We start from the raw sequence: 26,509 nt of genomic DNA, 5'->3' as shown, positions 1-26,509 counted from the left end.
CGATCAGAACTCGTCGCCCTGCCCGAGGTCGTGTTCGAGCTGGTCGGCACGGGCCACCAGGGCGCGCAACGGCCGGTCCAGCTCGTCCTCGATGTCCAGCGACGCGAGCGGCACGGCGTGCTTGATCAGCGCAACGCCGTCGACCACGGCCGCACCGCCGACGCCGGACTCGCCGACGAGCTCCAGCAGCCGGCGCAGATCGACGCGGTCGGCCCAGCCGACGGGCGAGGACAGCTCGGCCCAGGCCACCCCACCGTGGTCGGGCAGCAGGTGGACGGTCGCCTGCTGGCTGCGGCCGTCCTCGGTGGGCAGGCGGAAGCGCAGCCAGCCGTCGTGGTCCTCGAGCACCTCGTAACGCAGGCGCACGAAACTGATCACGTCGTTCCAGATCGTCACGGTCGACACCTCTCGCCCCTCGGCCACGGCGCCAGCTTATCGGGCAACCGCGCCGCCCCGCCCGGCGCACGCTCCGGCGAACCGGACGCGCCACCGGTACGGGCCGACGCCTGGCGAAGGGCGGGAAGCTCAGCGGGCCGCGGACACCGCCGTCAGCACCGCGTCCAGGGCACCGGGGTCCTCCATCGCGCTGGTGTCGCCGCGCGGAGCGCCCTCGACGAGGACGTCGCGCAGCAGGCGCCGCATGGTCTTGCCCGTGCGGGTCTTGGGCAGCGCAGTGACGGGATAGACCTTGGCCAGCCGCGCGTAGCCGCCGAGTTCCTCGCCGACGCGGCGGATCAGCTCGGCCGACACCGCGTCGGCGTCGGCTCCGGCCAGGAGCGTGACGAAGGCGATCGGGACCGTGCCCTTCGTCGGGTCGGGCACGCCGACCACGGCGGCCTCCGCGACACGCTCGTGGGCGGTCACGACGCCTTCGATCTCCATCGTGGAGATGCGGTGCGCTGCGACGTTGATGACGTCGTCCGCGCGGCCGAGCACCCACAGGTGGCCGTCGGCGTCGAGGACGGCCTCGTCCTTGGTGTTGTACTTGCCTGGGTACTGGCTGAAGTACGCCGACAGGTACCGCTCGTGATCACCCCACACCGTGCGGGCCAGGGTGGGGAACGGGCGGGTGATCACCAGATTTCCCTTGGTACCGGCGGGAACCGGCACGCCGTCGTCGTCCACGACCTCGCAGTGGTGGCCGGGCAAGGGGCGCCCGGCGGACCCCGCCTTCAACGCGTCGACGCCGGTCACGGGGTAGGTCCAGGTGGAGCCGGTCTCAGTCTGGCCGTAGGCGTTCACGATCGGGACGTCGAGGTGCGCGCCACCCCACGTGAACGTCTCGGCGTCGAGCGGCTCGCCCTGCACGGTGATCAGCTTGAGGTGCGGCAGCGGGTGCGCGGCGCACAGGTCCTCGCCGAACGAGCGCAGCATCCGCAGCACGGTCGGCGCGGCCAGCACCTGCGTGACCTCGTGGCGTTCGCAGAACTCGTAGAAGCGTTCCTTCGTCGGGGTGTCGAGCGCGCCCTCGTAACACGCGATCGTGGTCCCGCACGCCAGCCCGCCGATCACGGCCTGGATCGGGAAGGTCAGCCAGCCGACGTCGGCGGCCACCCAGTAGACGTCGCCCTCCTCGAGCCCGGCCTGCCAGTAGGCGTTGGCCCACGTGCCGACCAGGAACCCGGCGACCGAGTGCACCACACCCTTGGGCGTCGACTCCGTGCCGCTGGTGAAGATCAGGAACGCCGGGTCGTTGGCCTCCAGCGGCACGGCCGGCGTGCCTTCGGGGTGGCGGGCGACGAGGCCGGCGTAGGAGACCTCGCCCGCTTCGAGCGGCAGGTCGCGGCCGGTGCGGTCGAGCACCACGACGTGGCCGAGGTCGGGCAGGGCCGGCCGGGCCGTGCGCAGTGTCTCCAGCAGCGGCACCAGCTTCCCGCGCCGGTAGGACGCGTCGGCGACCACCACGGCCTTCGCGCCGGAGACCTTGAGCCGCGCGGCCACGGCGTCCTTGCCGAAGCCGGAGAACAGCACCGTGTAGATCGCGCCGATCCGGTTGCATGCGTGGATGGCCGTGAACGCCTCGACGAGGTTCGGCAGGTAGATCGCGACCACGTCGCCCTTGCCGATGCCCAGCTCCAGCAGCCCCGCCGCCAGCGCCGAGGTCTCCAGGGCGAGCTCGGCGTAAGTCACTGTGCGGGTGTCCCCCGGCTCGCCCTCCCACACCACGGCGGCGCGGTCGGCCGTCGCGGGGTCCTCGGCCCAGCGGTCGACGCAGTTGTCGGCGACGTTGAGCAGGCCGCCCGTGAAGTAGCGGAACTCGGGCAGGTCACCGCTGCGCACCTCGTCCCACGGCCGCATCCAGCGCTGTTTGCCCGCGGCCCACGCCCAGTACTCGTCCGGGTCGCGATCGTGCAGCGCCCGCGCGCCCGCGATCTCCTCGGCCCGGCTCGCCGAGCGCCACCGTTCCGGAAGTTCCTGCAACGGGACGGAGATCAGCTGTTCCACACTGTCGGCCACGGGCACACTCCCTTGTGTGTTCGATCGATCGGCACCTGCTCAGACGGCCAGCCCCAGTGAACGCGCGATCAGCATCCGCTGCACTTCGGACGTGCCCTCACCGATGGTGAGGATGCGGGCGTCCTGGTGGTGGCGGGTCGCGGCCGTCTCTTCGATGAAGCCGTAGCCTCCCTGCAGCTGGGTCGCCAGGTAGGCGGCCTTGTTCGCGGCTTCCGACGCGACCAGCTTCGCCGTGGCGGCGGCCTCCCTGATCGACAAGCCGTGATCGTACTTCCACGCCCCGTCGTACGTCAGCGTGCGGGCGGTGGCGGCGAGGGCGGCGATGTCCGCGGTCTGGAACGCCACCGCCTGGTGGTGGCCCAGCGGCTTGCCGAAGGACGTGCGCTCGGTGACGAAGCGCAGGGTGTCGGTCAGGCAGCCGCGGGCGAGCCCGGCGCTCATCGCGGCGATCGGCAGCCGTGCCCACGTGAGGAACTCGAGCGCGTCGCGGTAGCCGCGGCCCGGTTCGGACAGCAGCGCGTCGCCGGGCACGCGGACGTCGTCGAAGAACAGCGGATGCGTGTCGGAGGAGCGCCAGCCCAGCTTCGGGTATCCCTTGCCGACGGTGACGCCCGGCGCGTCGAGCGGGACGAGGAACGCCGAGACCGGGGGCCGGCCGCGCTCGTCGTCGCCGACCGCGGCGAGCAGGATCACGTAGCGCGAGAACGGGGTGCCGGAGTTGGTGATGAACTGCTTGGCGCCGTTGATGATCCAGCCGTCGCCGTCCTGGCGCGCGACGGTGGTGATGTTGCCGGCGTCCGACCCGCCCGAAGGCTCGGTGAGGCCGATGGAGATGAACGTCTCGCCGGTGGCGGCCGAGGGCAGGATCTCGTGGCACAGCTCGGGCCGGTCCTGGGCCAAGTGGGCCAGCAGTGCGGCGCAGATCGCCTGGACGTGCACCGTGACCGCCAGCGAAGAGTCCACTGTGGCCAGCTCCTCGATCGTGAGGCACAGCGTGCGCAGGTCCGCGCCGGCGCCGCCGAACTCGGCCGGCACCATCAGGCCGAAGACTCCGAGCCGGCCCGCCGCGCGGACCAGGTCCGCGTCGAACTTCGACTCGATGCTCCGCCGGCCGGCCTCGGGCGCCACCACTTCGGCGGTGAACTCCCGCACGGTGTCGCGCCACTGCAGGTGCTCGGGGGTGAAGGCCCAGGGCAGCTCGTACCCGTGGTCGGCGTGCTGGCCACCCCGCACGGAGTTCGTGGTGGTCGCGGTCATGTGCATCACCTGTTCTCGGGGTTCCCCGCCTCGGGGCAGGCGGGAGCACGGGTTCGTCGGGCCCGGCCGGGGACTGGGCCATCCGGACCAACGGTAGGCGCGGCGGGTTCGCGCGGATACCCACGAGTGGGGGTGGTCAGTCGCCCTTGCGGAGGAACGGCGCGACGAGCAGATCCGCGAGCTCGTCCGCCAGCTCCGCGGGGCTCACGGCGCCGGCCGGGTCGTACCAGTCGGGCAGGTAGGCCAGCGTGCCGTACGCGATTTCCAGGCACAGCCGAGCTTTCCGCGGGTCCGTGCCGAGCTCCAGCGCCGTCTCCTCGAACACCTTCGCGTGCTCGCGCCGCAGACCCAGCACGGCCTCGGCCAACGCGGGCACGCTCACGCGCGCCTTGAAGAACAGCGGCACGTACTCGGGGTAGTCGCGGACCTCGATCAGCACCTGTTCGCGGAACAGCCGCCGCAGCCGTTCCCGCGGCTCGGGTTCGGCCTCGACGATCGCGCGCAGCCGGGCGGACACGTCGGCCGACGATTGGCGCAGGCAGCGCAGGAAAAGCTCTTCCTTCGAGGAGACGTAGTAGTAGAGGCTGGCGCCACGCAGGTCCAGCTCGGCCGCGATGAGGTCGAAGTTCGCGCCCTCGTAGCCGTGGTCGGCGAACACGCGCGCCGCGGCGCGTTCGAGCCGCGCCACCCGTTCGGCCCGTTTGCGTTCGGCCCGGGTCACCGGTGCCTCGTCGGACCCGCCGGCCGTCAGGCTCCCCACCGCGGTCACGGTAGCAAGCCGGCCATCCGCGCGCGGTAGACGGCTTCGCCGCGGGTGTGACTGTCCAGTTTGGCCATCGCGCTCTTCAGGTACGACTTCACGGTCTGCACGGTGAGGCCGAGCCGACGGGCGACGTCCACGTTGGCGTGGCCCATCGCGACGGCCGTGAGCACGTCCAGCTCACGCGGCGAGAGCCGGATCGGCAGGTCGTCTTCCGCCGGTTTCCCGGACAGGCTCGCACCCAGCTCGCGGAGCCGCCGGCGCACCACGGGGTCGGTGACGGCGGCCGCGATGTCGTCGAGCTCCGCGGCGATGTCGCCGGCCGAGCGCGGCGCCGGGCTCGGTGGTTCCGCGGCCGCAGAGCGCTTCACGAGGTCGACCGCCCGGTCGATCAGGCCCTCCCCGAACTCCACCGACGTGCGCGCCGCGCCGTAGACGACGTCGCGCACCACGCCGTCGGTCTTCACGGGCACGGCGAACATCGCGCTCAGGCCCTCACCCGCCACGGCGCCGTCGAAGCGATGCGTGATGCCCTTGGCCGCCACGTAGTCCCGGACGAACACCGGCCGTTCCAGGGCGATGCACCGGCCGCCGACACCCTCACCCCGCGGGATGACCAGGTTGCGCAGCAGGTCGGTGCGGGCGCCGTCGAACCGGTCGAGCACGAACGTGCCCGTGCCCTGGTCGACGCGGGCGGCGAACGCGATGTCCACGGGTTCGAGCGCGCGGACGGCGCGAAGCACCCCGTCGACGCGGACTCGCGGTGTCGCCGTCGACATCCGCGCCTCCTTCCGCCCGTGCTGAGACCGACATCACTTTACGCAGGGTACCCTAGGTTTTCTAGTCGGCTCTTGAAAATCCGTCGATGCCGGGGTGTTCTCCACGCCCGCAGTGCCTCTTCTGGCTGCCGATCGATTGCCATGCCGGTGCGGATATCGCCGAGCGCGGTGCGGGAGAAGCCGGTGCCGACGTCGCCGGTGTAGACGAGGTCGCCGGCGTCAGGGTCGTGGGCGCGCATTTCCGGCGGCGCCGCAGCCTTGATCCGCCGTAGCGTCCTCGGCCATCTGGTCGCGGGTCACGTCACGCGTGTGCAGCACGCCAGGCAGCGTCAACGGAGCCACGTACGTGACCTGGCTCGAGGGTCTCAGCAGCGAGGAGTTGATTCACCTTCACGGCAGTGGTGCGGTACCGGAAGCCGTGATGATGGCGCGCAGCAACCGGATCTCGGTCCGGTACCGCGCTTCGAGTTCGGCGGTCGGGGTGATGGCGGTGGCCGGCGCCGCGGCGAACACAGCCGACCAGACTTCGGCCACGGTCGCGCACGGCACCGGCCGCCGCCCGGGGAGGGCGACGGTGAAACCCTCGGGGCGGCCTGTGACCCGGATCCGGTTGCCCGCCACGGCGCACAGCGCGTCGAGGACCTGGCCGGCGATCAGGTTGCCGCGGGTACTGCGGCCGTCCGGGAACACCGGATCGGCGACGACCGTCCGGCCGCAGGCTCCGCACACCTCGAACCCCTTTCCCGCAGGCGATTTCAGGGCATGACGTCGCCGGAGTTCGGCCCCAGCGTCTGCCCACGAACAGATTTCCGCCCGGATCGGCGGCCAGCAGCAGCGCCGCCGGGGCGACCTCTTCCGGGGTCCCGAACCGGCCCAGCGGCAGCTCGGCTCGCTTCGCCACCTTCCACGCCTCGGAAATGCCGTCCACCAACGGGGTTTCGATGGGGCCGGGAGCGATGGCGTTGACCAGCACGTTGTCCGCCGCCACCTCCAGCGCCACCGCCTTGGTGAACCCGATGACCCCGGCCTTGGCCGCGCTGTAGTGGCCGAGGCCGGTGCCGCCCTTGATGCCCAGCTGCGAGGAGATGTTGATGATCCGGCCCCACCGCTGCGCCCGCATCGGCTTGAGCACCTCCCGGCAACACAGGAACACCCCGGTCAGGTCGACCGCGATGGTCTCGTTCCACACCGCCAGGTCCATGTCCTCGACCGGCGACTCGGTGAGCAGACCGGCCGAGTTCACCAGCACGTCGACCACCCCGAACTCGGTGCGCACCGCGGAGAACGCCGAACGCACACTGTCCTCATCGGACACGTCCACGGCGATCACGTCGGCGCCCGCGGTCCGGTCGAGCACGGCGACGCGGTCGCCGTTGGCCCGGAACGCCGTCGCGATGGCCTGGCCGATGCCGCTGGCACCGCCGGTGACCACGACGGTCCGGGCGGTCACGCGCGCATCCGGACGGTCAGGCCGCCGTCGACGACGATGGCCTGACCGGTCACGTAGCCGGCGGCCGGCGAGGTGAGGAAGCCGATCACGTCGGCCACCTCCTCCGGCCGGCCGACGCGGCCCCACGGAATGTCACCGCCGGCGCGCGCGAGCCCGTCCGGGCCGAGCGAGTTGACGGGGTCGAGCGACTGCGGCGTCTCGATCAGACCGGGGATCACCGCGTTGGCCCGGATCTGCCGCGGCCCGAGTTCGACCGCGACGCTGCGCACCAGGCCCAACACGCCGGCTTTGGCCGCGGCGTAGTGGGCGTGGTCCTCCCAGCCGTAGACGCCGCCGGCGATGGAGGACACCGCCACCATCGCGCCGCCCTCGCCCATCCGGGTCGAACCGGCCCGCAGGGTGCGCAGCACGCCGGTCAGGTCGACGTCGAGCATGTCGTGCCAACGCTCGTCGGACAGGTCGGCCAGTGCGGAGTTGCGCAGGACGCCGGCGTTGGCGACCGCGTAGTCCAGCCGGCCGAACTCGTCGACCGCGCGCTGCGCGAACGCCTCCACCTGCTCGGTGCTGCGCACGTCGACCTCGTGCACCACCGCCTTCCCGCCCGCCGCCTCGACCTGCCGGAGCGTCTCGGCCGGGTCGTGCGGGTCGCCGGGGAACGTACCGATCACCGTGTGCACGCCGCGGTGCGCGTAGTGCACGGCCAGCGCACGGCCGATGCCGCTGGCGGCGCCGGTGACGATCGCCGCTTTCGGCTCAGACATCCGCGTGGTCCTCTCGCAGGGCGGCGACGGGCGGTTTGGCGGCGATCATCAGCACACCGGAGACCGCGGTGCCGAGCGCGCCGACCCACAGGGCCGCCGCGCCGGTGCCCGCGCCCGCCGCGACCGCGGTGAACAGCGCGCCGCCGATGATCGTGCCGGGCTGGCTCATCGCGCCGATGAACGACGTGCCAGTGGCGCGGCAGCTGACCGGGTAGCACTCGGCCATGAAGTACTGGATGGCCGCGTACGGGCCGACCAGGAAGAACAACCCGGCGCCGTAGGTCAGGATGATCACGAACGAGCTGCTCGCGGCCGGGCTGAGCATCACCGCGAAGCACAGGCCGGAGATGATCCAGCCGATGATGATGGTGCGCTTGCGGCCGATCCGGTCGCCGAGCCAGCCGTGGAAGACGTATCCGAAGTAGCCGATCGCGTTGATCACGATCAGCATCCAGAACGCGCTGGACAGCGAAACGTCCTTGGCGTTCTTCAACACCGAGCTGCCCAGCACGCTGAAGATCGCGATGCCGAAGAAGTTCAGGATCCACGCCAGCGACAGCACGATCGTGTTGCGCCGGAACGCCGGTTCCCACAGCCGCTTGAGCGGCGAGGCCGAGGAGTGCTCGACGCCGTAGGACGCGGCCAGCGCGTGCGCGTCGGTCGCGCGCCCGCCCTTCTCCAGCTCGGTCAGCTTCTGGTGCAGCTCGAACTGCGGCGTCTCACGCAGCTTGCGCCAGATCACCCACACCACGATCGCCGCCGGGACCGCGGCCGCCACGTACAGCGCGCGCCAGCCCAGCGAGTCCAGGAAGACGAACGCGAGCGCGCTGGAGAGCAGGAAGCCCAGCGGCCAGCCACCCTGGATGAACGAGTAGTAGAAACCGGGGCGCTTGCGGCGTTTCTCGTCCTCGGTGACCTGGTAGACCTCGTTCATGTAGGTCGCGTTCACCGCCTGCTCGGAGAATCCGAGCCCACCGAACGAGCGGATGACGGTGATGATCACGCCGCTGACCGCGCCGAGCGCGGCCGGGATCAGCGCGGTCAGGGTGGAGATGATCGCGGTGCCGCCGATGGTGGTCATCATGCCGCGGCGGCGGCCGAGCCGATCGATGATCGGGCCGATCCCGAAGCACACGATCGCGGTGCCCACGGCGATCCAGGTGTTGATCTGGTAGGCCTCGGACGCGGTCCAGCCGAACGACTCCTGCATCGCGGGCAGCAGCGTGCCGAACAGGCCGTAGTCGAACACCGCGATGGTCCAGGCGATCAGCGCCAGGACGGTGGCGGTGCGGGTGGCTTTCCGGGAGAAGACGGGGAATCTGCGCTTCTCGTCGACGGCGGGCGCCGTCAGGTCGAGGGGTTCGACGCTCACGACCCTGCTCCCTTCCGGGGGTTGCGGGCGAGGAAGGAGTCGGCGATCTGGTCGAAGGTCAGCCAGCTGACACCCTCGTGACCGTTGATGTGGTCGATCAGCCGCTCCAGCATGAGCAGGACCTGCGGCCGCCCGGACACGTCGGGGTGGATGGTCATGGTGAAGGTCGCCTCGTCCATCTCGCGGTAGACCCAGTCGAACTGGTCCTGCCAGGTCTGGCCGAGCTCGCGCGGGCTGACGAAGCCGTGCGAGTTGGCGGAGGCCTTCACGAACATCATCGGCGGCAGGTCGTCGAGGTACCAGTTCGCCGGGATCTCGACCAGGTCCGTCTCCTCGCCGCGGACGAGGGGCTTCATCCAGGTCTCGGCCGGCTGGGCGTAGTCGATCTTGGTCCAGCTGTCGCCCACCCGGACGTAGTACGGTTCGAAGTCGCGGTGCATCAGCGAGTGGTCGTACTTGATGCCCCGCTCCAGCAGGATCTCGTTGGTGACGGGGGAAAACTCCCACCACGGCGCCACGTAGCCGGTGGGCCGGCGGCCGGCGACCTTCTCGATCAGTTCGATCGAGCGGTCCAGGATCGCCGTCTCCTGCTCGCGGGTCATCGCGATCGGGTTCTCGTGCGAGTAGCCGTGCGCGCCGATCTCGTGCCCGGCGTCGACGATGGCGCGGGTCAGGTCGGGGAAGGTCTCGATGGAGTGGCCGGGCACGAACCACGTCGTGGTCAGCCCGTACCGCTCGAACAGGCGCAGCAACCGCGGCCCGCCGACCTCGCCGCTGAACATCCCGCGGGAGATGTCGCACGGCGAGTCTTCACCGCCGTAGGAGCCGAGCTGGCCGGCCACGGCATCGACGTCGATGCCGAACGCGACCTGGATGTCCTTCGTCATGAACAAGCCTTTCGTGGAGTGGGGAACAATGGAAGCGGGCCGAGCAGCGGAGTCAGGGTTCGCCTCCCCTCCGCGCGAAAGCCGCCGCGATGTCTTCGCGGGACCACCCGAGCCGCAGGAGCAAAGACAGCAGGACGAGCGTCTGGGAAGGACGCAGCAGCCCGGCCGGAATCGCTCCGGCGGCCAGCAGGTCCTTGCCGCCGCCGGCGCCGTACACCGGGACGACCGGGCCGGCCTGCACGCGGGTGCTGGTGACCACCACCAGGCCCTGCGCGGTGGCCTCGGCGACGGCCTCGCACAGCACCGGGTTGGCGTTGCCGATCCCGGTGCCCTGCAGCACGATCCCGGCCGCGCCGGCGGCCAGCGACGCGCGCAGGTGCGCCGCGTCGGCGCCCGGGTAGGACGCCACCAGGTCGACGCGGCAGCCGGCGCCGCCGTCCGGCAGCGGCAGCGGCTCGGGCCGGTCGCCGGCCCAGCCGTCGCGGCCGTCGTCGGGGTTGCTGAACGCGTGCGCTCGCAGGGTTTCCGACTTGCGCACGCCGCGGGCGGGAAACACCTCGCCGGCGAAGCAGACCAGCACCCCGCGGTCGCGGGTGTCCGGCGCGCCCGCGAGGGTCAAGGCGCGGGCCAGGTTGGCCGGCCCGTCCGGGTCGGCCGCGTCGGCGGCGCGCTGCGCGCCGGTGAAGACCACCGGCCGCGGGTCGGCGTGCACGAGGTCGGCCAGGAACGCCGTCTCCTCCATGGTGTCGGTGCCGTGGGTGACCACGACCCCGACCACGGCCGGGTCGGCCAGCTCCTCCCGGATCCGGGCGCAGACCAGCAGCATGTCGTCCACGTCGAGGGTGTACGAACCGACCCGCAGTACGTCGACCACGCGCACCGGCAGCGAGTGCGGGCCGCCGGTGCTGCGCAGCAGGTCGTCGGCGCCGTCCGAGGCGATGGCGGCGCCGTCGAGCTCGGCGCGGCTGCGGGAGGAGATCGTGCCGCCGGTCGCGAGGAGCACGACGTGCTCACCCCGCTCGCTCGACAGGCTCGTCGTCACGGCTGCTTCACCTCCATGCCTCTCGGTAGCCGTACCCAATCGTTTGGGTAGCGGTGCGCGTGGCGTACCCAAACGATTGGGTACGATGGGTGCGGACTGTACGGTGTGCGTCGAATCGGGGTCAATACCCCGCGGAGAGGTGGGGGCTTGCCCAGGGCGAAGGCTGCGAGGGAAGGCGATGGCACGGCCGCCGGAGACGGGGCGGCCGTCGAGCGCGTGCCGACCTTGAAGGACCTGGCCCAGCAGCTGGGCATCCACCCGTCGACCGTGTCCCGTGTGCTGCACTCCGATCCGGCATCGGCACGCGGCGCGGCGTCGGACGCCACCGCGCGCCGGATCCGGGAGCTCGCCGCCGAGCTCGGCTACTCCCCCGACCCGCAGGCGTCCGGCCTGCGCACGCGCCGCACGCGGTTGCTCGGTGTGGTCGTGCCGCGGCTTTCGGACCTGGTGCTGGCCGTGATGTACGAGGGGGTCGAAGCCGAGGCCGCGACCATCGGCTACTCCTCGTTCGTCACCAACTCCCGCGACGACGTGGACGAGCAGCGCCGCAAGGTCGAGCTGATGCTCGCGCGCCGCGTCGACGGGCTGATCATCGGCGACCGGCACCTGGACGTCGACGTGGTGCTGTCCGACCTGCGCCGCCGCGCCGTGCCGTTCGTGCTCATGAACCGCCGTCACCCGGAGATCCCGTCGGCCACCTGCGACGACACCCGCGGCGGCGAGCTGGTCGCAGAACACCTGTGGGACAAGGGACACCGCGACGTCTGCGTGATCGCCGGCGAGGCCTACGCGACCACTGGTGTGGACCGCACCGCCGGCTTCGTGCAGCGCTGGCGCGAACTCGGCGGCGACATCGACGCCACCGACATCGTGCTGTCCCGCTTCGACACCCAGGGCGGCCGGGAAGCGGCCGAACGGATCCTCGCCTCGGGCCGCCGCCCGTCCGCGCTGTTCGCAGTCAACGACTTCGCTGCGATCGGCGCGATGGGCGCCCTGCGCTCCCACGGCCTCACTGTGGGCCGGGACTGCGCGATCGTCGGGTTCAACGACACCTCACTGGCCGCCGAGCTGCCGATCCCGCTGTCCTCCGTGCGCTCCCCGATGTTCGAGATCGGCCAGGCCGCCGTGCGTCTCCTGCACGCCGTCATGCACGGCGAACCCGCCGAGTCCGCCCGCCTCACCCCGACCCTCCAAGTCCGCGAAAGCAGCAGCTGACCGCGGCGACAGGCCACCGACCGCGCGCGGCGAGCGCGGGTCAAGCGGCCTGCAGGCCCAGCAGCAGGGCGGCGACGTTGAGCAGCAGGAAGGCGACGGCGAGCCCGAACTGCGCGGTGTAGTCACGTGCGCAGGCGTGAGTGCAGAGGGCGCAAACGAAGAACAGCACGAGGCCGGTCGCGGCCGCTCGGCCCACTTGCGGGACGCCCAGGACCCCTGCCAGCAACCCGACCGCGCCGGCGGTTTTGAGCGTGCCGATCGGGAACGTCAGCCAGGACTCCGGCACCCCGGCGCGGGTCATGCCCGGCAGGATGGGTCCGAAGTGGAGCAACGCGGCGATGCCGGAGAAACCGTTGCACAGCACGGCGATCAGAGTCACGACGAGAAAAGTGGTGGACATCGGAGACGCTCCAGGGTCAGTACGCGACGGCGATCGAGTGCCCCACGGTCTCGGGCATCCCGAGGCACGCGAGCACGAAGTGGGCGGCATCGGCCCGCGCGATGCGGTAGCCGCGCGGGACGCTCTGCTCGCAGGAAGTCCGGTAGCGCCCGGTGGGCGGCCGATTGGTGAGCACCGACAGCTGCACCGACGTCCAGTCGAGACCGCTGGCGCGCAGGTCGTCCTCCATCCGCGCCACGTCGGCGTAGTGCCCGCCCAGGCGCAGCCGCGCGAGTGGACCCAGCACGGTCCGCACAAAGACCCCCACGCCGGGGTCGCCCGGCGGGTGCGGCCGTGCGGGTGTCGGCAGCGCGAGCACCCCTGTGACGCTGACGACGACGAGCCGGCGCACGCGCTCCGCCCGCATTGCCGTGACGATGGCGCGCGTGCCGCGCGAGACGATGCTGTACTCGGCCGCCTTGCGCGGTCCCAGCCCGGAAAGCACGGCGTCCGCGCCCGCCACGGCCGCCTCGAGGACTGCCGGGTCGGGGTCGTTCAGGTCCGGACGACGGTGCGCACAGATGCGCGAAGCGCGCCGGGGTCGCGGACGACGGCGGTGACGTCGTGACCGGCGGCCAGGGCTCGATCGAGCACGTGGCCGCCGGTACCCCCGGTGGCGGCGAAAAGCGTGAGTCTCATGACGGTCATCCTCGAGCCCGAATCCATATCCTACGATAACCATATAATATGAGTTACGTATTACTCGGTGATCCGGACCGGCCCGGCGGCGTTCGAGGGTTGCCGTCAAGGAGTCGCTGCGCGAGCCGCGGAACCAGCTGCCGCTGTTCCAGCACCAGGTCGGCAGACAGCCGAAGCTCGTCGACCTGGACTGCCTCGAGCTGGACTGCCTCGAGCTGATCGCCGCGCACGGCCCGAGGCACGCTCGCCCGCCTCGGCGCGCTCCACCCGGCGACCATGACCGGGATCCTCGCCCCCGGCTCCCGCGCGGCGGCTGGATCGTGCCGAGCGCGACCCCGATGCGTCGGACCGGCGCGCGATCACGGTTCGCGCCGTGCGCGGGCGCAACGGGGAGCTGTCCGGCTCCACGCCGGGATGATCACGGCGCAGGGGTGGGGTCTCGTGCTGACGAGCCGGGGGCGAAGCCCCACGGATCCCGGACCCCCCGCGATGCGGTGCCCGCTACGACCCGCCGGACAGGTTCCCAGCGTCGACGTCGAGGCCGGTGCGCCGAAGCTTCTGCCAAGGCAACTGCGCCCCGGCGAGCGCGGTCACCACGGACTGCACGACGACGAGGTACATCAGCTGCCGGTACACGAACTGCTGAAGGGGAAGCAGCAGCAGCGAACGCAGGCGCTCACCGTCGAGCCGGAACGCGATCCCCGCGGGTATCGCTTGCAGCGCCAGGAAAACCAGCCAGTACGCGCCGACGGTGAGCCCGTCGCTGGTGAGGATCGCGAAGAGCGCGGCGGCGTCCACGAGAGGCGCCAGCACCGGGAGCAGCACCTGGAACAGCAGCAGGTACGGCAGACCACGTCGGCCCAAGCGGCCGGCAGCACCGCGTTCGAGCACGGCACGGCGGTGCTTCCACACCGCCTGCAGCGTCCCGTAGCACCACCGGTACCGCTGCTTCCACAGCTGCCCGAGCGTCGCCGGCGCCTCGGTCCAGGCCCGCGCCTCCTGCTCGTAGACGACCCGCCAGCCGGCGCGTTCCATGGCCATGGTCAGATCCGTGTCCTCGGCCAGCGTGTCGACGGGAATGCCGCCGAGTCGCAGCACCGCGGACCGGCGGAAGGCCCCGATCGCGCCCGGCACGGTCGGCATGCACTGCAGCACGTCGTAGAGCCGGCGGTCGAGGTTGAACCCGATGACGTACTCGATGTGCTGCCACTGCCCGAGCAGGCCGCGGCGGTTGCCGACCTTCGCGTTGCCGGACACCGCCCCGATCCCGGGGTCGGCGAAGTGCTGGACCAAGGTGCGCACGGTGTCGGGTTCCAGCACCGTGTCTCCGTCGACGAGCACCACGAGGTCCGTGCTCGCCGCGGCGATGCCGGCGTTGAGCGCCGCGGCCTTCCCCGCGTTCGCCTGGCGGATCAGCCGGACGCGCCGGCCGACGTACTTCTCGACGAGTTCGGCGGTGCCGTCGGTCGACCCGTCGTCGACGACGATCAGCGCGACGCGGTGGTCGGAGGCGAGGACCGAGCGGATCGTGGCCTCGATCCCGGCCCGCTCGTTGTAGGCGGGGACGATGACGGTCACCGGTGCGGTGACGGCGCGGAGCCTCCTCGACCGGCGCCGCCGGACGTGCATCGCGGTGGTGATCAGCGTGACCAAGGTGCGCAGCCCGGCGAGCACACCGGCGATGATCAGCAGCACGGTCAGCGCACTCGCGACCACGCCGCTGGCCTGCACCGCGCCGATCAGCAGCCAGCCGGCCGCTCGCTGGCCGAAACCGGCGGGAGCCCCGGCCGAGCCGAGACCGACCGCGGCGCTCACCGGACCCAGCCGCCACCCCTTGGCCTGCAGCTGGGGGATCAGCCGGTCGAGCGCGGCGACGGTTTGCGAACGATCACCGCCCGCATCGTGCATGAGCAGGACAGCACCCCGATCGTTCTTCGGGGTGGAGTTCGCGACGATCGAGGTGATCCCGGGCCGTTGCCAGTCTTCGGAGTCCGTGTCGGAGAGCACGGCGATCTTGCCGTCGGCGCCGATCCGCTGGATCGACGCCCAGGCCGGGCTGTCGATCGAAGCGGGCGTGGCGGAGTACGGCGGACGGACCAACGCCGGGGACTGCCCGGCCGCACCGGCCACGGCGAGATCGGTGAAGCGCAGTTCGAGCTGCGTACGCAGGTCGTCGGCCGAACGGAGATCGACGTGGGTGGCCGTGTGGTTGCCGATGTCGTGACCGCGGGCCGCGATTTCGTGCACCAGCCCCGGGTACTCGGCCGCGTGCCCGCCGGTGACGAAGAACGTGGCCTTGACGTGATAGCGGTCGAGAACGGCGAGGACCGCCGGAGTCCAGGTCGGGTCGGGTCCGTCGTCGAAGGTCAGGGCCAGCGTCTTGTCCGGCGGGCGCCGCACGTCCGGCGAGCCGTTGCGGGCATCGATCAGGGAGCCGCCGGTGCGCACCTCGTCGGGTACGCCTGACGAGGTCGTCTGGGGCGCGGTCTCGTCGCTGTGGAACTCACCCAGAACCACGGCGTGCAGCGCGAGCAGGCCGACGACGGCGGCCAGCACCACGATCAGCAGGAACCAGTGCGCGCGCGGGGCCGGAGCGCCTCTCCGGGGCCGGTGGCGGCCGGTGGCCATCAGGGCCGCGGCTTCTTGCCGTGGTCAGCCTGACCCGGTGGCGTGTCCGGGGCGTGGGTACTGCGATGGTCGGGGCCTGAAACCGTCTCGGCGGGAGGCTGCCCGGTGGCGGTCGAGGGCACCCCGCCGGTGTCGACCGGACCGGCGCCGCCGCGGGCAGAGGTGGCGTCGGCACTGGATTCCGGCGCCGGCGGGGCGTCGGTCGTGGTGCTCTGCTCCGGCGGATCCGCGGGCGTGGTCGTGACATCGGTGTGCCCGGGGCCGAGCTGCGTGATCGGGACGAGCAGCGGCGACGGAACCGGGGCACCCAGCAACGCGGCGACCAGAACCGCGACGTACCCGATCGTCAGAACCCCTCCGCCGACGGCCACTCGGCGGAAGATCTTCCGCCGCCGCCCCGTCGCGTCCACGAACACCGGCGAATCCAGTGCCGTGTCTGCGGCGTCATCGTCCAATAGATCAACCGGTTCGGGCATGCTTCACTCCATCGGCGGGGACGCCTACCTAAACACACCACGATCCGTGATCGAACCACGATCCGCGTTGCGGCAGGCAATCTCACACACCGATCAAGCCGAAACCTTGGTAGGGCGTGACTCCAGCGGCGGAACCGGGCGCCGGCCTTACCGCCCGCCGCACGGACGGGGACGCGAGGCGGCGAGCCCGCCCCCCGGGCGAGTGCATACAACCGAATGGGGGAGCGGGAGAATCGACAGGATTATCGAACCAAACGAAAATCCAGCCGCGAACGTCAAGAAGCCTCGCCGTCATCAGAGCCTTCGCCGCGAATTGTCGTATCAACAGCTCTCCGATATCAACGCGCCAACCGAGCACACAGCACAGCGAAAACCCGGCGGTAGCAGCGATCGCCTGCTGCGTACACGTGGGGCACTCCGATGCCGTCCGCACGGCACGAGGCCCGGTGGGCGCGACTGGGCCTACGCCACCCTCGGATCGGCGCGGCCGGAATCACCGCCCACTGGCTCCGCTGAACCAACGGACCTGCGTGGAGCGCAACGTCGGCTACGCAGTCGATGCGGCGCATGTAGGCCACGCCGGCGATCACCAGCCCGGAACCGCTCTCACGTACGTCTCAGCAGCGATTGTGGCGTGACCTGTGTCACGGCCACTGGCCTCGATCACCGACCCTCGTCGCGTCCGTCGTGACGCCGCGCAGGCCCTTGCTCGCCACGAAGCGGCGAGAGCTTCCGGCATCGAGCAGGCCGGAAACATCCGATCAATGTGCGCTGTCGGCGCCCTGTCGCGCCTTGCCCACCGACCCGGAGGCCGAACCTTCGGACGACAGGACACGGCTGACCGGCACGAAATCGAGTTGGCTTCCACGGGTCTGGACCTTGATGTCCGCCAGAGTTTCAGGTATGGCGTCCCAGAATCGGGGAATACTCACCGGGTACCCTTACAAAGCGGCCGCTTAGTCAGGCAGACTGCTGCCCGATCGCTGTTTCTCAACGATGAGGAGGTCCTCGTGACCGATTCCCCCGCCCGGGTTGCCATCGTGACGGGAGCCGGCCGCGGCATCGGTGCCGCCGTCGCTCGCCGCCTCGCCTCCGACGGGTTCGCCGTCGGCCTGCTGGACCTCGACGAGGCCGCGGTGAAGGCCGGTGCCGAGGCGATCGTGGCCGAGGGTGGCCGAGCTGTCGGCGTCTCGCTGGACGTCAGCGACGCCGACCAGGTCGAGGCCGCCGTCACGCGCGTCGCCGAGGAGCTCGGCGCGCCGACCGTGCTGGTCAACAACGCCGGCATCACGCGCGACAACCTGCTGTTCAAGATGACCGAGAACGACTGGGATTCCGTGCTCGGCGTGCACCTCAAGGGCTCGTTCCTCATGACGCGCGCGGTGCAGAAGTACCAGACCGAAGCGAAGTGGGGCCGGATCGTGAACCTTTCCAGCACCTCCGCGCTGGGCAACCGCGGCCAGGTCAACTACTCCGCCGCCAAGGCCGGCATGCAGGGCTTCACCAAGACCCTCGCCATCGAGCTGGGCAAGTTCGGCGTCACCGCCAATGCGATCGCGCCGGGCTTCATCGCCACGGACATGACCGCGGCCACCGCCGAGCGCCTCGGCATGGACTTCGAGGACTTCAAGAAGGCGGCCGCCTCGCAGATCCCGGTGCAGCGGGTGGGCACGCCCGACGACATCGCCCACCTGACCTCGTTCCTCGTGAGCGAGGGCGCGGGCTTCGTCTCGGGCCAGGTCATCTACGTCGCCGGCGGACCGAAGGACTGATGGCCATGCGCGTGTTCACGAACGTCGACGAGTTCGCCGCCGCGGCGGGCGAGCACCTCGGCGAGAGCGAGTGGCTCACCGTCACGCAGGAGCGGGTGCAGCAGTTCGCCGACGCCACCGACGACCACCAGTGGATCCACCTCGACACGGAGAAGGCCGCGGCGGGACCGTTCGGCACCACCATCGCCCACGGATTCCTCACGCTGTCACTGCTGCCGCACTTCGGCTCGCAGGTCTACCGCGTCGATGGGCTGAAGATGGGCATCAACTACGGCCTCAACAAAGTGCGGTTCCCGCAACCGGTGAAGGTCGGGGCGAAGGTGCGCGGCAGCGCGGACCTGCTCGAGGTGACAGACGTGGCCGGTGGCAAGCAAGCTGTGGTGCGGTGGACCGTCGAGATCGACGGCGAGGCCAAGCCGGCCTGCGTCGCCGAGTTCGTCGCCCGCATGATCGCCTGACCCGCCCGGCAACGCCGCCTGACAGAACTCCTGACAGAACTGCCCGACAACCCGCCTGACCACGCGAGAGGCACCCGGCCCGGGGACACCCGGGCCGGCGGCTGTACGACATACCGACTAGTCGGTAGCGTGGCCCGGTGACCCCCGAGGAGGCCCGATGACCCCGTCCGACCCGCCAGGACTCGACTTGGCCCGCCTGCGCGCCTACCTCGACGAGCAGCGGCCCGGCCTGGTCACCGGCGAGCTGACCGCCGAGGTGGTGCAGGGCGGCCGCTCGAACCTCACCTACATCGTGGGCGACGGCACGCACCGCTGGGTCGTCCGGCGGCCGCCGCTCGGGCACGTGCTGCCGACGGCGCACGACATGGCGCGCGAGTTCAAGGTGATCTCCGGCCTGGCCGGCACGGCGGTCCCGGTGCCGGGCACCGTCGTGCTGTGCCAGGACGCCGACGTGCTCGGCGCGCAGTTCTACGTGATGGAGTTCGTGGCCGGCACGCCGTACCGCAGCGACTCCGAGCTGGCCGTGCTGGGCACCGAGCGCACGCGTGAGATCGGGTTCCGGCTCGTGGACACGCTCGTCGATCTGCACGCCGTGGACCCGGAAGCGGTGGGGCTCGGCGACTTCGGCCGGCCCGACGGCTTCCTCGAACGCCAGCTGCGGCGCTGGAAGAAGCAGCTCGACGGCTCCCGCAGCCGCGACCTGCCCGGCGCCGACGAGCTGCACGACAGCCTCGCCGCGAAGCTGCCGGCCTCCGGGCCGGCCACGATCGTGCACGGCGACTACCGGCTCGACAACGTGCTCGTGGACGGCGACGACCGCATCACCGCCGTGCTCGACTGGGAGATGTCCACCCTCGGCGATCCGCTCACCGACCTCGCGCTGCTGGTGGCCTACGCCGAGCGCGACAAGGTGTCGCTGCAGATGGTGTCCAACGCCAGCTCCGCACCGGGCTACCCGAGCACCGACGAGGTGATCGCCCGCTACGCCGAGCGCTCCGGCCGTGATGTGTCGGCGCTCAACTGGTACGTGAGCTTCGCGTTCTTCAAGCTCGCAGTGATCCTGGAAGGCATCTACTTCCGCTACAGCAAGGGCCAGACCGTCGGGTCCGGGTTCGAGGGCATCGGCGACGCCGTGGCCCCGCTCGTCTCCCACGGCTACGAGACGCTCAAAGAGGAGAAGTAGTCATGGATTTCGCGTTCGACGCGCGCACCGAGGAGCTGCGCGGGCAGCTGCTCGAGTTCATGGATTCGCATGTCTACCCCGCCGAACCGGTCTTCGAAGCGCAGCTCGCCGAGCGCGAGAACCCCTGGTCGTCGGTGCCGATCGTCGAGGAGCTCAAGGCCGAGGCGCGCAAGCGCGGCCTGTGGAACTTCTTCCTGCCGGGTGAGGACGGCGCGGGCCTGACCAACCTGCAGTACGCGCCGCTGGCCGAGATCACCGGCCGCAGCCCGCGGCTGGCCCCGACCGCGGTGAACTGCGCCGCGCCGGACACCGGCAACATGGAAGTGCTGCACATGTTCGGCAGCGAGCAGCAGAAAAAGCAGTGGCTGCAGCCGCTGCTCGACGGCGAGATCCGCTCCGCCTTCGCGATGACCGAGCCCGACGTGGCCTCGTCCGACGCGCGCAACATCGCCACCAGCATCCGCCGTGACGGCGACGAGTACGTGGTCAACGGCCGCAAGTGGTTCATCTCCGGCGCGATGAACCCGAACTGCAAGATCATGATCGTGATGGGCAAGACCGATCCGGGCGCGCCCGCGCACCAGCAGCAGAGCATGATCCTCGTGCCGCGCGACGCCGCGGGCGTGACCATCAAGCGCGGCATGCACGTGTTCGGCTACACCGACGGCGACCACGGCGGCCACGCCGAGGTGCTGTTCGAGGACGTGCGCGTGCCGGCGGAGAACCTCATCGCCAGCGAGGGCGCCGGGTTCGCGATCGCCCAGGCCCGCCTCGGCCCCGGCCGCATCCACCACTGCATGCGCGCGATCGGCATGGCCGAGCGGGCGCTGGAGCTCATGTGCCGCCGCACGCTGTCGCGCGAGACGTTCGGCAAGCCCATCGCCGAGTCCGGCGTGGTGCAGGACTGGATCGCCGAGTCGCGCGTGAAGATCGAGCAGCAGCGGCTGCTGGTGCTCAAGACCGCGTGGCTGATGGACACCGTGGGCAACCAGGGCGCGCACACTGAGATCCAGGCCATCAAGATCTCCACTCCGATCACGGTGGAGTGGATCCTCGACAAGGCCGTGCAGGCCCACGGCGCCGGTGGCGTGAGCCAGGACTTCCCGCTGGCCGAGCTGTGGGCGGGCGTGCGCACGCTGCGCCTGGCCGACGGACCGGACGAGGTGCACAAGCGCTCGCTGGCGCGTCGTGAGCTCAAGAAGTACCGGGCGGAGGCCGGCCGATGACCCCCGACGACCTCCGGGCCCAGGTGGCCGGGTTCCTGGCCGCGCACGACCCGAAGACCACCGAACGGCTGGAGTTCCTGCGCGCCCGCTACGACGCGGGCCTGGCGTGGGTGCACTTCCCCGAAGGCCTGGGCGGCCAGGGCGCGCCGCGCGCGCTGCAGCCGGTGGTCGAGGGCGCGTTCGCCGCGGCCGGCGCCCCGGACAACGACCCGCGCCGCATCGGCATCGGGCTCGGCATGGCCGCGCCGACGATCCTCGCGTTCGGCACCGACGAGCAGCGCACGCGCTTCCTGCGTCCACTGTGGACGGGCGAGGAGGTGTGGTGCCAGCTGTTCAGTGAACCCGGCGCGGGCTCCGACCTCGCCGCGCTGGCCACGCGCGCGGTGCGCGACGGCGACGACTGGGTCGTGACCGGGCAGAAGGTGTGGACCTCGGGCGCGCACAACTCGCAGTGGGCCATCCTCGTCACGCGCACCGACCCGGACGTGCCGAAGCACCAGGGCATGACGTACTTCCTGTGCGACATGACCGCGCCCGGCGTCGAGGTGCGGCCGCTGCGCCAGATCACCGGCGAGGCCGAGTTCAACGAGGTGTTCCTCACCGACGTGCGGATCCCGGACGCGCAGCGGCTCGGCGCCGTCGGCGAGGGCTGGAAGGTCGCGCAGACCACGCTGATGAACGAGCGCGTGGCCATTGGCGGCAACGCGCTGCCGCGTGAAGGCGGCCTGATCGGCATGGTCTCGAAGACCTGGCGGGAGCGGCCCGAGCTGCGTACGCCGGAGCTGCGCGACCGGCTCGTGCAGCACTGGGTGGAGGCCGAGTCGCTGCGGCTGGCCGCTTCCCGTCTGCGCCAGCAGCTCACTGCCGGTGCGCCGGGGCCGGAGGGCTCCGCGATGAAGGTGGCCTTCTCCGAGCTGAACCAGAAGCTCACCGGGCTGGAGATCGAGCTGCTCGGCGAAGAGGGCCTGCGCTACGACGACTGGACGCTGCGGCGGCCGGAGAAGGTCGACTTCCTCGGGCGCGAGGCGGGCTACCGCTACCTGCGCGCGAAGGGCAACTCGATCGAGGGCGGGACCTCGGAGGTCCTGCGCAACATCATCTCCGAACGCGTGCTGGGGCTGCCGTCCGAGCCGCGGGTGGACAAGGACGTCGCCTGGAAGGACCTGCCGCGATGAGTGAGCTGCCCACCCCGGACCTGTTGTACTCCGACGTCGAGGAGGACCTGCGCGCGTCGGTGCGGGACCTGCTCACCGACCAGGCCTCGCCGGCCGCGCTGATCGCGCGCGTGGAGACGGCCGAGCCGTACGACCTGAAGCTGTGGAAGACGCTCGCCGCCGACCTCGGCGCGGCCGGGCTGATGGTGCCCGAGGAGCTCGGCGGGCACGGCGCTTCGGCGCGCGAGATGGCCGTGGTGCTCGAAGAGCTGGGCCGCAGCGTGGCGCCGGTGCCGTTCCTCGGCAGTGCGGTGCTGGCGACGTCGGCGCTGCTGGCGGCGGGCGGGTCGGTCGCGGCCGAACTGCTCCCCCGGCTCGCCGCGGGCGAGCTGACGGGCGCGCTGGCCGTGCCGCTGTCGACCGCGCCGGGTGCGGCTTTCCCGGCGACGGTGTCCGTAAACGGTGACGGGACGCTGAGCGGGCGGGCCGGCACGGTCGTCGACGCGTCCGTGGCCGAGCTGCTTGTGGTGCCCGCGACCGGGCCAGACGGGCCGGGGCTGTACGCGGTGGAGGCTTCGGCGGCCCAGGTGACCGAGCTGGTGTCGCTGGACCTCACGCGGCGCGTGGCCGACGTCGAGCTGGACCAGGCGGCTGCTCGGCTCGTCGTCAGCGGAGCGGCTGCGGAGACGGCGCTGGACACCGCACTGACCACGGCGGCGGGGCTGCTCGCGTCGGAGCAGACGGGGCTCACCGAGTGGGCTTTGACGACCACCGTGACGTATTTGAAGGGCCGTTACCAGTTCGGGCGGCCGGTCGGCGGGTTCCAGTCGCTCAAGCACCGGCTGGCGAACCTGTACACGGACCTGGTGAACGCGCGCGCGACAGCGCGGTACGCGGCCGACGCGCTCGCCGGCGGCTTCGACGTGCCGATCGCGGTGGCCGTGGCGCAGGCGCGCGTCGCGCCGATCGCGGTGCACGCCGTGGAGGAGGCGATCCAGCTGCACGGCGGGATCGGCATGACGTGGGAGCACCCCGCGCACCTGTTCCTCAAGCGCGCCAAGAGCGACGAGCTCGCGTTCGGCACGCCGGGCCGGCACCGCGCACGGCTGGCGGATCTCGTGGACCTGCCTGCCTGAGGTCGTTTTCCGGGGCCCCGCCCGCCGTTTCGGCTGGCGGGGCCCCCGCACGTGGTGGACACTGTGGACGGTGGTGCCCGGCACGTACGAACAGGCGGCAAGAGTGCACTTTTTCCTGTGGTGGCCGGAAGCTTCGGCTTCCTAGCCTGGTGATCATGGTCCCGGGCACCGAGCAGCTGACGATCACCGTCGGCACCCACCGCCACAGCGCGCTCGCCGCCGGCCCCGCCTCCGGGGAGCTCGTCCTGTTGCTGCACGGATGGGCGGAGTTCGCCGACTCGTGGACCACGGAACTCGCGGCGCTGGGCGCGGCCGGCTACCGCGCCGTCGCGGTCGACCAGCGCGGCTACGCCTCGGGCGCGCGACCGCTGGATGTCGACCAGTACTCGGTGCGCCACCTCATCACCGACGTGATCGCCTTCGCCGCGGCGCTGGGGTCGGACCGCTTCCACCTTGTCGCGCACGACTGGGGCGGCATGGTCGGCTGGGCGTTCGCCAGCGCGCACCCGGACCAGCTGCGGTCCCTGACCATCCTCACCACCCCGCACCCCGCCGCCCTGCACCGCGCCGCCACCGACGACAAGCGCCAGTTCCGCGACCTCGGCTACGTCCGCTTCTTCCGCCACCTCGACGGCCGCGCCGAGGCCTCCCTGCTCGCCGACGACGCCGCCGAACTGCGCGCCGCGTACGGCGACCGCGTGCCCACCGAGCTGGTCGAACGCAACATCACGCGCCTGACCGAGCCGGGCGCGCTGACAGCCACGTTGAACTGGTACCGCGGCCCGGCCGCCAGCGAGTTCGACATCCCCGCCGGCCACATCTCCGTGCCGACGCTGTACCTGTGGGGCAGCGAGGACCCGTACCTTGGCCGCACGGCCGCCGAGCTGACCCGCTCTTACGTCGACGGCGAGTACGAGTTCGAGGTCGTGGAGGGCGCCAGCCACTGGCTGCCCGAGGAGGCCGGCGACTTCATCATGCCGCGCCTGTTGGACCACCTGACGCGCCACTGAATCTTCTGTCTCGGCTCCGCCGAGACGGCGAGATCGCCTTTGAGCCGGTTTCTGGATTGAGCGGTCTGATCGGCCGGGGGCCGATCGCACCGCCCAATCCAGAAACCGGCGCGATCTCGCGCCGTGGTCGGGTTGCCGTCTCGAACCACGGTGGACGGGTGCACCGAATCGTGGCGGCGACGGGGTACTGAGGGCTTCGTTGTCGGGCAGAGGTTCGTGGAATCACCGATGTGGCTGAACACGAAATGTCTTCGTAATACTCGAAAACTCCCCCGCAACCGTGGGGTCCTAGCGTCGCGTCTGCCCTTCCCCACCGGTTCAGAAGCGAGGCAGTACGTGGCACAACCAGGAAGACTCACGCGGAGATCCGTGCTCGGCGGCGCCGGTGCGGCGGTCGCCGGTGGCACCCTTTCCCTCACGCTGGGTGCGGCGCCGGCGAGCGCGGCGCCGTCCGGCGGCCCGGCGCTGCCGTCGGTGAACCAGATCCCCCACCGCGGCCGGCTCGTGGACTACGAGATCACCGAGCTCGCCGCGCTGCTGCGCGCGGGCCGCACGTCGAGCGTCGAGATCACCCAGGCCTACCTGGGCCGGATCTCGAAGTTCAACGGTCCCTTCGAGGTCTACGGCGACAATGGCGCGTACAACGCGTTCGTGCGCGTCGACACCGCCGGCGCGCTGGCCGCCGCGCGAGCCGCCGACCAGCGGATCTCGAACTGGCGCCGGCACGGCGGCGACCTGTCGCCGCTGTGCGGGATCCCCATGGGCATCAAGGACTCCGTGGGCATCAAGGGCCTGAACGCGCAGGACGGCAGCGCGGCGTTCACCGGCAACAAGGCGCTCCAGGACGCCACGGTCGTCGCCCGGCTGCGCGCGGCCGGCGTGGTGCTGCTGGGCAACACCATCTGCTCGGCGTTCTCCGGCTCGATCACCGGCACGTTCGCGGGCAACGCCTGGAGCCCGTCGCACGTGCCGGGCGGATCGAGCCAGGGCTCGGGGGTCGCGCCCGTCGCGCGGCTCGCCGCGGCCTGCATCGGCGAGGAGACGGGCGGCAGCATCATCATGCCGTCGGCCGCGAACGGCGCCAGCGGGATCAAGCCGTCGCTGGGCACGGTGTCGATCGCCGGGCTCATGCCGCTCTCGCCGGGTTACGACGTGCTCGGCCCGATCTCCCGCAGCGCACGGGACTCGGCGCTGATCCTGAGCACGATCCTCGGTCCGGACCCGGTGAACGACCCGCAAACGCTCTCGGCACCCCTGCCGTTCCCGGTGATCCCGTCGTCGCCGCGGCCCGGGCGGACTCCGTTGCGGGGCCTGACGATCGGCGTCCCGCAGACGGACTGGATGAACGTGGGCGGGACCATCAAGACCGGGGTCAGCCCGCAGGACACCTACGGCGCCGAGCACCTGAAGGCGTTCAACCGGCTGGTGGGACAGCTGAAGAGCCTGGGCGCCCAGGTGAAGGAGTTCCCCGGTCTGGACATGACCGACCCCGCGCAGAACCCGTACTTCGCGTCGGCGGACGTGCTGGCGACGGTGGACGGATCGCCCGTGTCGCCCTCGGCCGCGGTGGTGAACGCGAACCGCTACGAGGTCCGGTTCGTCGCGGCGGTGGCGGACTTCTGCGCGAGCGGCATCCCGACGGCCGACGCCGTCGCGACCCTCACCGGCCAGTACGGCCGGCGCGCGCCCGGTGAGACGGCGGCGAGCTTCGCGAGCGCCGACCGCTTCAACGGCGGCATCCCCGCCTCCGTCCGCTACGAGGGCGAACAGCGGCGGCGCCGGCTCATCGCCAACTACACCCGGGCGCTGGAGGACGCCGGCGTCGACTTCATGCTCGTGCTGGCCTTGGGCGACGTGATCGGCGAACGCGCCGGCGGCGGCCCCGGCTTCCCGGTGTACCGGGCGTACTACCAGGTGCCGAACGCGCTGGGCTGGCCCATGGTGAGCTTCCCCGTCGGCGCCACCGCGGGCCTGCCGATCTCGGCCCAGTTCTGGGGGCCGCGCTTCGCGGAGCCGGCATTGGTCCAGTCGATGGTGGACTACCAGGCCCACTTCCCCGATTACCACACCGCGGCCCCGCCGGACCCGGTCTTCGGGACCCTCACCCCGAAGATGGCGCCGCGCGCCCTCGCCCCGGCCGTCGAGGACCCGACCAACGACCCGATCCTGGGCGAGGAAGCGATCAGGAGGGCTCTCTCGTGAGCGTCGCCGAACCCACCCGGTTCCTGACCGTGGACTTCTCGACCCCGGTGGACATCGGATTCCTCCCCCAGCACGCGGAGACCCCCGCCGTACCCCAGCTGACGATCGGCTGGGCCCCGAGGCTGGGCACGACGTACCTGCCGTTCGACCCGGCCGACGAAACGGTGCCGAGCAGCACGATCCCGCCTCGCCCGTGAACCCCCGGC

25 protein-coding genes are annotated in these 26,509 nt (G+C 71.3%); 10 read left to right on the top strand and 15 right to left on the bottom strand.

All coding sequences use genetic code 11. From position 1 onward, the window contains the following. Nucleotides 1–3: 3 nt before the first annotated feature. The 10 genes from AB0M56_RS44575 to AB0M56_RS44530 form a co-directional block, all read right to left on the bottom strand. A complete protein-coding gene (locus tag AB0M56_RS44575) occupies nucleotides 4–396 on the bottom strand; it encodes a hypothetical protein (protein WP_354877522.1) in 393 nt (130 codons plus the stop codon). Nucleotides 397–525: 129 nt separating this feature from the next. Further along, the gene (locus AB0M56_RS44570) at nucleotides 526–2,457 is read right to left on the bottom strand and encodes an AMP-binding protein (RefSeq protein ID WP_364187953.1); all 1,932 of its coding nucleotides are present in this window, start codon (nucleotides 2,455–2,457) and stop codon (nucleotides 526–528) included. Nucleotides 2,458–2,496: 39 nt separating this feature from the next. Beyond that, nucleotides 2,497–3,714: an acyl-CoA dehydrogenase family protein gene (locus AB0M56_RS44565; RefSeq protein ID WP_364187950.1), complete on the bottom strand. Its 1,218-nt coding sequence runs from the start codon at nucleotides 3,712–3,714 to the stop codon at nucleotides 2,497–2,499. A gap of 136 nt (nucleotides 3,715–3,850) precedes the next feature. Beyond that, the gene (locus AB0M56_RS44560) at nucleotides 3,851–4,474 is read right to left on the bottom strand and encodes a TetR/AcrR family transcriptional regulator (protein ID WP_364187947.1); all 624 of its coding nucleotides are present in this window, start codon (nucleotides 4,472–4,474) and stop codon (nucleotides 3,851–3,853) included. Between the two features lie 5 nt (nucleotides 4,475–4,479). Then, a complete protein-coding gene (locus tag AB0M56_RS44555; RefSeq protein WP_364187944.1) occupies nucleotides 4,480–5,253 on the bottom strand; it encodes a LuxR C-terminal-related transcriptional regulator in 774 nt (257 codons plus the stop codon). Nucleotides 5,254–5,554: 301 nt separating this feature from the next. Beyond that, complete coding sequence (locus tag AB0M56_RS44550) at nucleotides 5,555–6,703, bottom strand: SDR family oxidoreductase (protein ID WP_364187941.1); 1,149 nt, start codon at nucleotides 6,701–6,703, stop codon at nucleotides 5,555–5,557. After that, nucleotides 6,700–7,464 carry an SDR family oxidoreductase gene (locus tag AB0M56_RS44545; RefSeq protein WP_220238784.1) on the bottom strand — a complete coding sequence of 255 codons (765 nt, stop codon included), beginning with the start codon at nucleotides 7,462–7,464 and terminating at the stop codon, nucleotides 6,700–6,702. The genes AB0M56_RS44550 and AB0M56_RS44545 overlap by 4 nt, the downstream gene beginning before the upstream one ends. Further along, nucleotides 7,457–8,836, bottom strand: a complete 1,380-nt coding sequence (locus AB0M56_RS44540; RefSeq protein ID WP_364187938.1) for an MFS transporter — start codon at nucleotides 8,834–8,836, stop codon at nucleotides 7,457–7,459. Before AB0M56_RS44540 ends, AB0M56_RS44545 begins: the two co-directional genes overlap by 8 nt. Next, the gene (locus AB0M56_RS44535; protein ID WP_364187935.1) at nucleotides 8,833–9,723 is read right to left on the bottom strand and encodes a polysaccharide deacetylase; all 891 of its coding nucleotides are present in this window, start codon (nucleotides 9,721–9,723) and stop codon (nucleotides 8,833–8,835) included. Before AB0M56_RS44535 ends, AB0M56_RS44540 begins: the two co-directional genes overlap by 4 nt. A 52-nt stretch (nucleotides 9,724–9,775) precedes the next feature. Beyond that, entirely contained in the window at nucleotides 9,776–10,765 is a 990-nt protein-coding gene (locus AB0M56_RS44530; RefSeq protein WP_364187932.1) for an asparaginase, read from the bottom strand. A 147-nt stretch (nucleotides 10,766–10,912) separates the two neighbouring features. Here AB0M56_RS44530 and AB0M56_RS44525 point away from each other — a divergent pair, with 147 nt between their 5' ends. After that, complete coding sequence (locus AB0M56_RS44525) at nucleotides 10,913–11,980, top strand: LacI family DNA-binding transcriptional regulator (RefSeq protein WP_364187929.1); 1,068 nt, start codon at nucleotides 10,913–10,915, stop codon at nucleotides 11,978–11,980. Nucleotides 11,981–12,020: 40 nt separating this feature from the next. Here AB0M56_RS44525 and AB0M56_RS44520 read toward each other — a convergent pair whose 3' ends face one another. The 5 genes from AB0M56_RS44520 to AB0M56_RS44500 form a co-directional block, all read right to left on the bottom strand. Beyond that, a complete protein-coding gene (locus AB0M56_RS44520) occupies nucleotides 12,021–12,380 on the bottom strand; it encodes a DoxX family protein (RefSeq protein WP_364187926.1) in 360 nt (119 codons plus the stop codon). Between the two features lie 16 nt (nucleotides 12,381–12,396). Next, nucleotides 12,397–12,918 (bottom strand): NAD(P)H-binding protein, encoded by a 522-nt coding sequence (locus tag AB0M56_RS44515; RefSeq protein ID WP_364188030.1) that lies wholly within the window; start codon nucleotides 12,916–12,918, stop codon nucleotides 12,397–12,399. Continuing rightward, a complete protein-coding gene (locus AB0M56_RS44510) occupies nucleotides 12,915–13,058 on the bottom strand; it encodes an NAD(P)H-binding protein (protein ID WP_364188027.1) in 144 nt (47 codons plus the stop codon). The genes AB0M56_RS44515 and AB0M56_RS44510 overlap by 4 nt, the downstream gene beginning before the upstream one ends. Nucleotides 13,059–13,559: 501 nt before the next feature. Then, nucleotides 13,560–15,686 carry a bifunctional polysaccharide deacetylase/glycosyltransferase family 2 protein gene (locus AB0M56_RS44505; protein ID WP_364187923.1) on the bottom strand — a complete coding sequence of 709 codons (2,127 nt, stop codon included), beginning with the start codon at nucleotides 15,684–15,686 and terminating at the stop codon, nucleotides 13,560–13,562. Beyond that, a complete protein-coding gene (locus tag AB0M56_RS44500; RefSeq protein WP_364187920.1) occupies nucleotides 15,686–16,162 on the bottom strand; it encodes a hypothetical protein in 477 nt (158 codons plus the stop codon). The genes AB0M56_RS44505 and AB0M56_RS44500 overlap by 1 nt, the downstream gene beginning before the upstream one ends. Nucleotides 16,163–17,172: 1,010 nt before the next feature. Between AB0M56_RS44500 and fabG the strand changes: the two genes are divergently transcribed. The 9 genes from fabG (at nucleotide 17,173) to AB0M56_RS44455 (ending at nucleotide 26,500) form a co-directional block, all read left to right on the top strand. Next, entirely contained in the window at nucleotides 17,173–17,934 is a 762-nt protein-coding gene (gene fabG, locus AB0M56_RS44495) for a 3-oxoacyl-ACP reductase FabG (RefSeq protein WP_364187917.1), read from the top strand. Nucleotides 17,935–17,939: 5 nt separating this feature from the next. Beyond that, complete coding sequence (locus AB0M56_RS44490; RefSeq protein WP_285968699.1) at nucleotides 17,940–18,392, top strand: MaoC family dehydratase; 453 nt, start codon at nucleotides 17,940–17,942, stop codon at nucleotides 18,390–18,392. 157 nt (nucleotides 18,393–18,549) lie between these two features. Further along, nucleotides 18,550–19,575: a phosphotransferase family protein gene (locus AB0M56_RS44485; RefSeq protein ID WP_364187914.1), complete on the top strand. Its 1,026-nt coding sequence runs from the start codon at nucleotides 18,550–18,552 to the stop codon at nucleotides 19,573–19,575. A 2-nt stretch (nucleotides 19,576–19,577) separates the two neighbouring features. Then, nucleotides 19,578–20,801 carry an acyl-CoA dehydrogenase family protein gene (locus tag AB0M56_RS44480; RefSeq protein ID WP_364187911.1) on the top strand — a complete coding sequence of 408 codons (1,224 nt, stop codon included), beginning with the start codon at nucleotides 19,578–19,580 and terminating at the stop codon, nucleotides 20,799–20,801. Continuing rightward, on the top strand, nucleotides 20,798–21,976 hold the full coding sequence (locus tag AB0M56_RS44475) for an acyl-CoA dehydrogenase family protein (protein ID WP_364187909.1): 1,179 nt from the start codon (nucleotides 20,798–20,800) through the stop codon (nucleotides 21,974–21,976). Before AB0M56_RS44480 ends, AB0M56_RS44475 begins: the two co-directional genes overlap by 4 nt. Then, nucleotides 21,973–23,091, top strand: a complete 1,119-nt coding sequence (locus AB0M56_RS44470) for an acyl-CoA dehydrogenase family protein (RefSeq protein ID WP_364187906.1) — start codon at nucleotides 21,973–21,975, stop codon at nucleotides 23,089–23,091. Before AB0M56_RS44475 ends, AB0M56_RS44470 begins: the two co-directional genes overlap by 4 nt. 155 nt (nucleotides 23,092–23,246) lie before the next feature. Then, nucleotides 23,247–24,101, top strand: a complete 855-nt coding sequence (locus AB0M56_RS44465) for an alpha/beta hydrolase (RefSeq protein WP_364187904.1) — start codon at nucleotides 23,247–23,249, stop codon at nucleotides 24,099–24,101. A gap of 369 nt (nucleotides 24,102–24,470) precedes the next feature. Then, nucleotides 24,471–26,303 (top strand): amidase, encoded by a 1,833-nt coding sequence (locus AB0M56_RS44460; RefSeq protein WP_364187901.1) that lies wholly within the window; start codon nucleotides 24,471–24,473, stop codon nucleotides 26,301–26,303. Further along, nucleotides 26,300–26,500 carry a hypothetical protein gene (locus AB0M56_RS44455; RefSeq protein WP_364187898.1) on the top strand — a complete coding sequence of 67 codons (201 nt, stop codon included), beginning with the start codon at nucleotides 26,300–26,302 and terminating at the stop codon, nucleotides 26,498–26,500. Before AB0M56_RS44460 ends, AB0M56_RS44455 begins: the two co-directional genes overlap by 4 nt. The last annotated feature ends 9 nt before the right edge of the window (nucleotides 26,501–26,509 follow it).

It is taken from the genome of Amycolatopsis sp. NPDC051372 (assembly GCF_040682095.1).
Classification (GTDB): domain Bacteria; phylum Actinomycetota; class Actinomycetes; order Mycobacteriales; family Pseudonocardiaceae; genus Amycolatopsis.
This window is presented reverse-complemented; position numbering and strand designations above follow the sequence as displayed.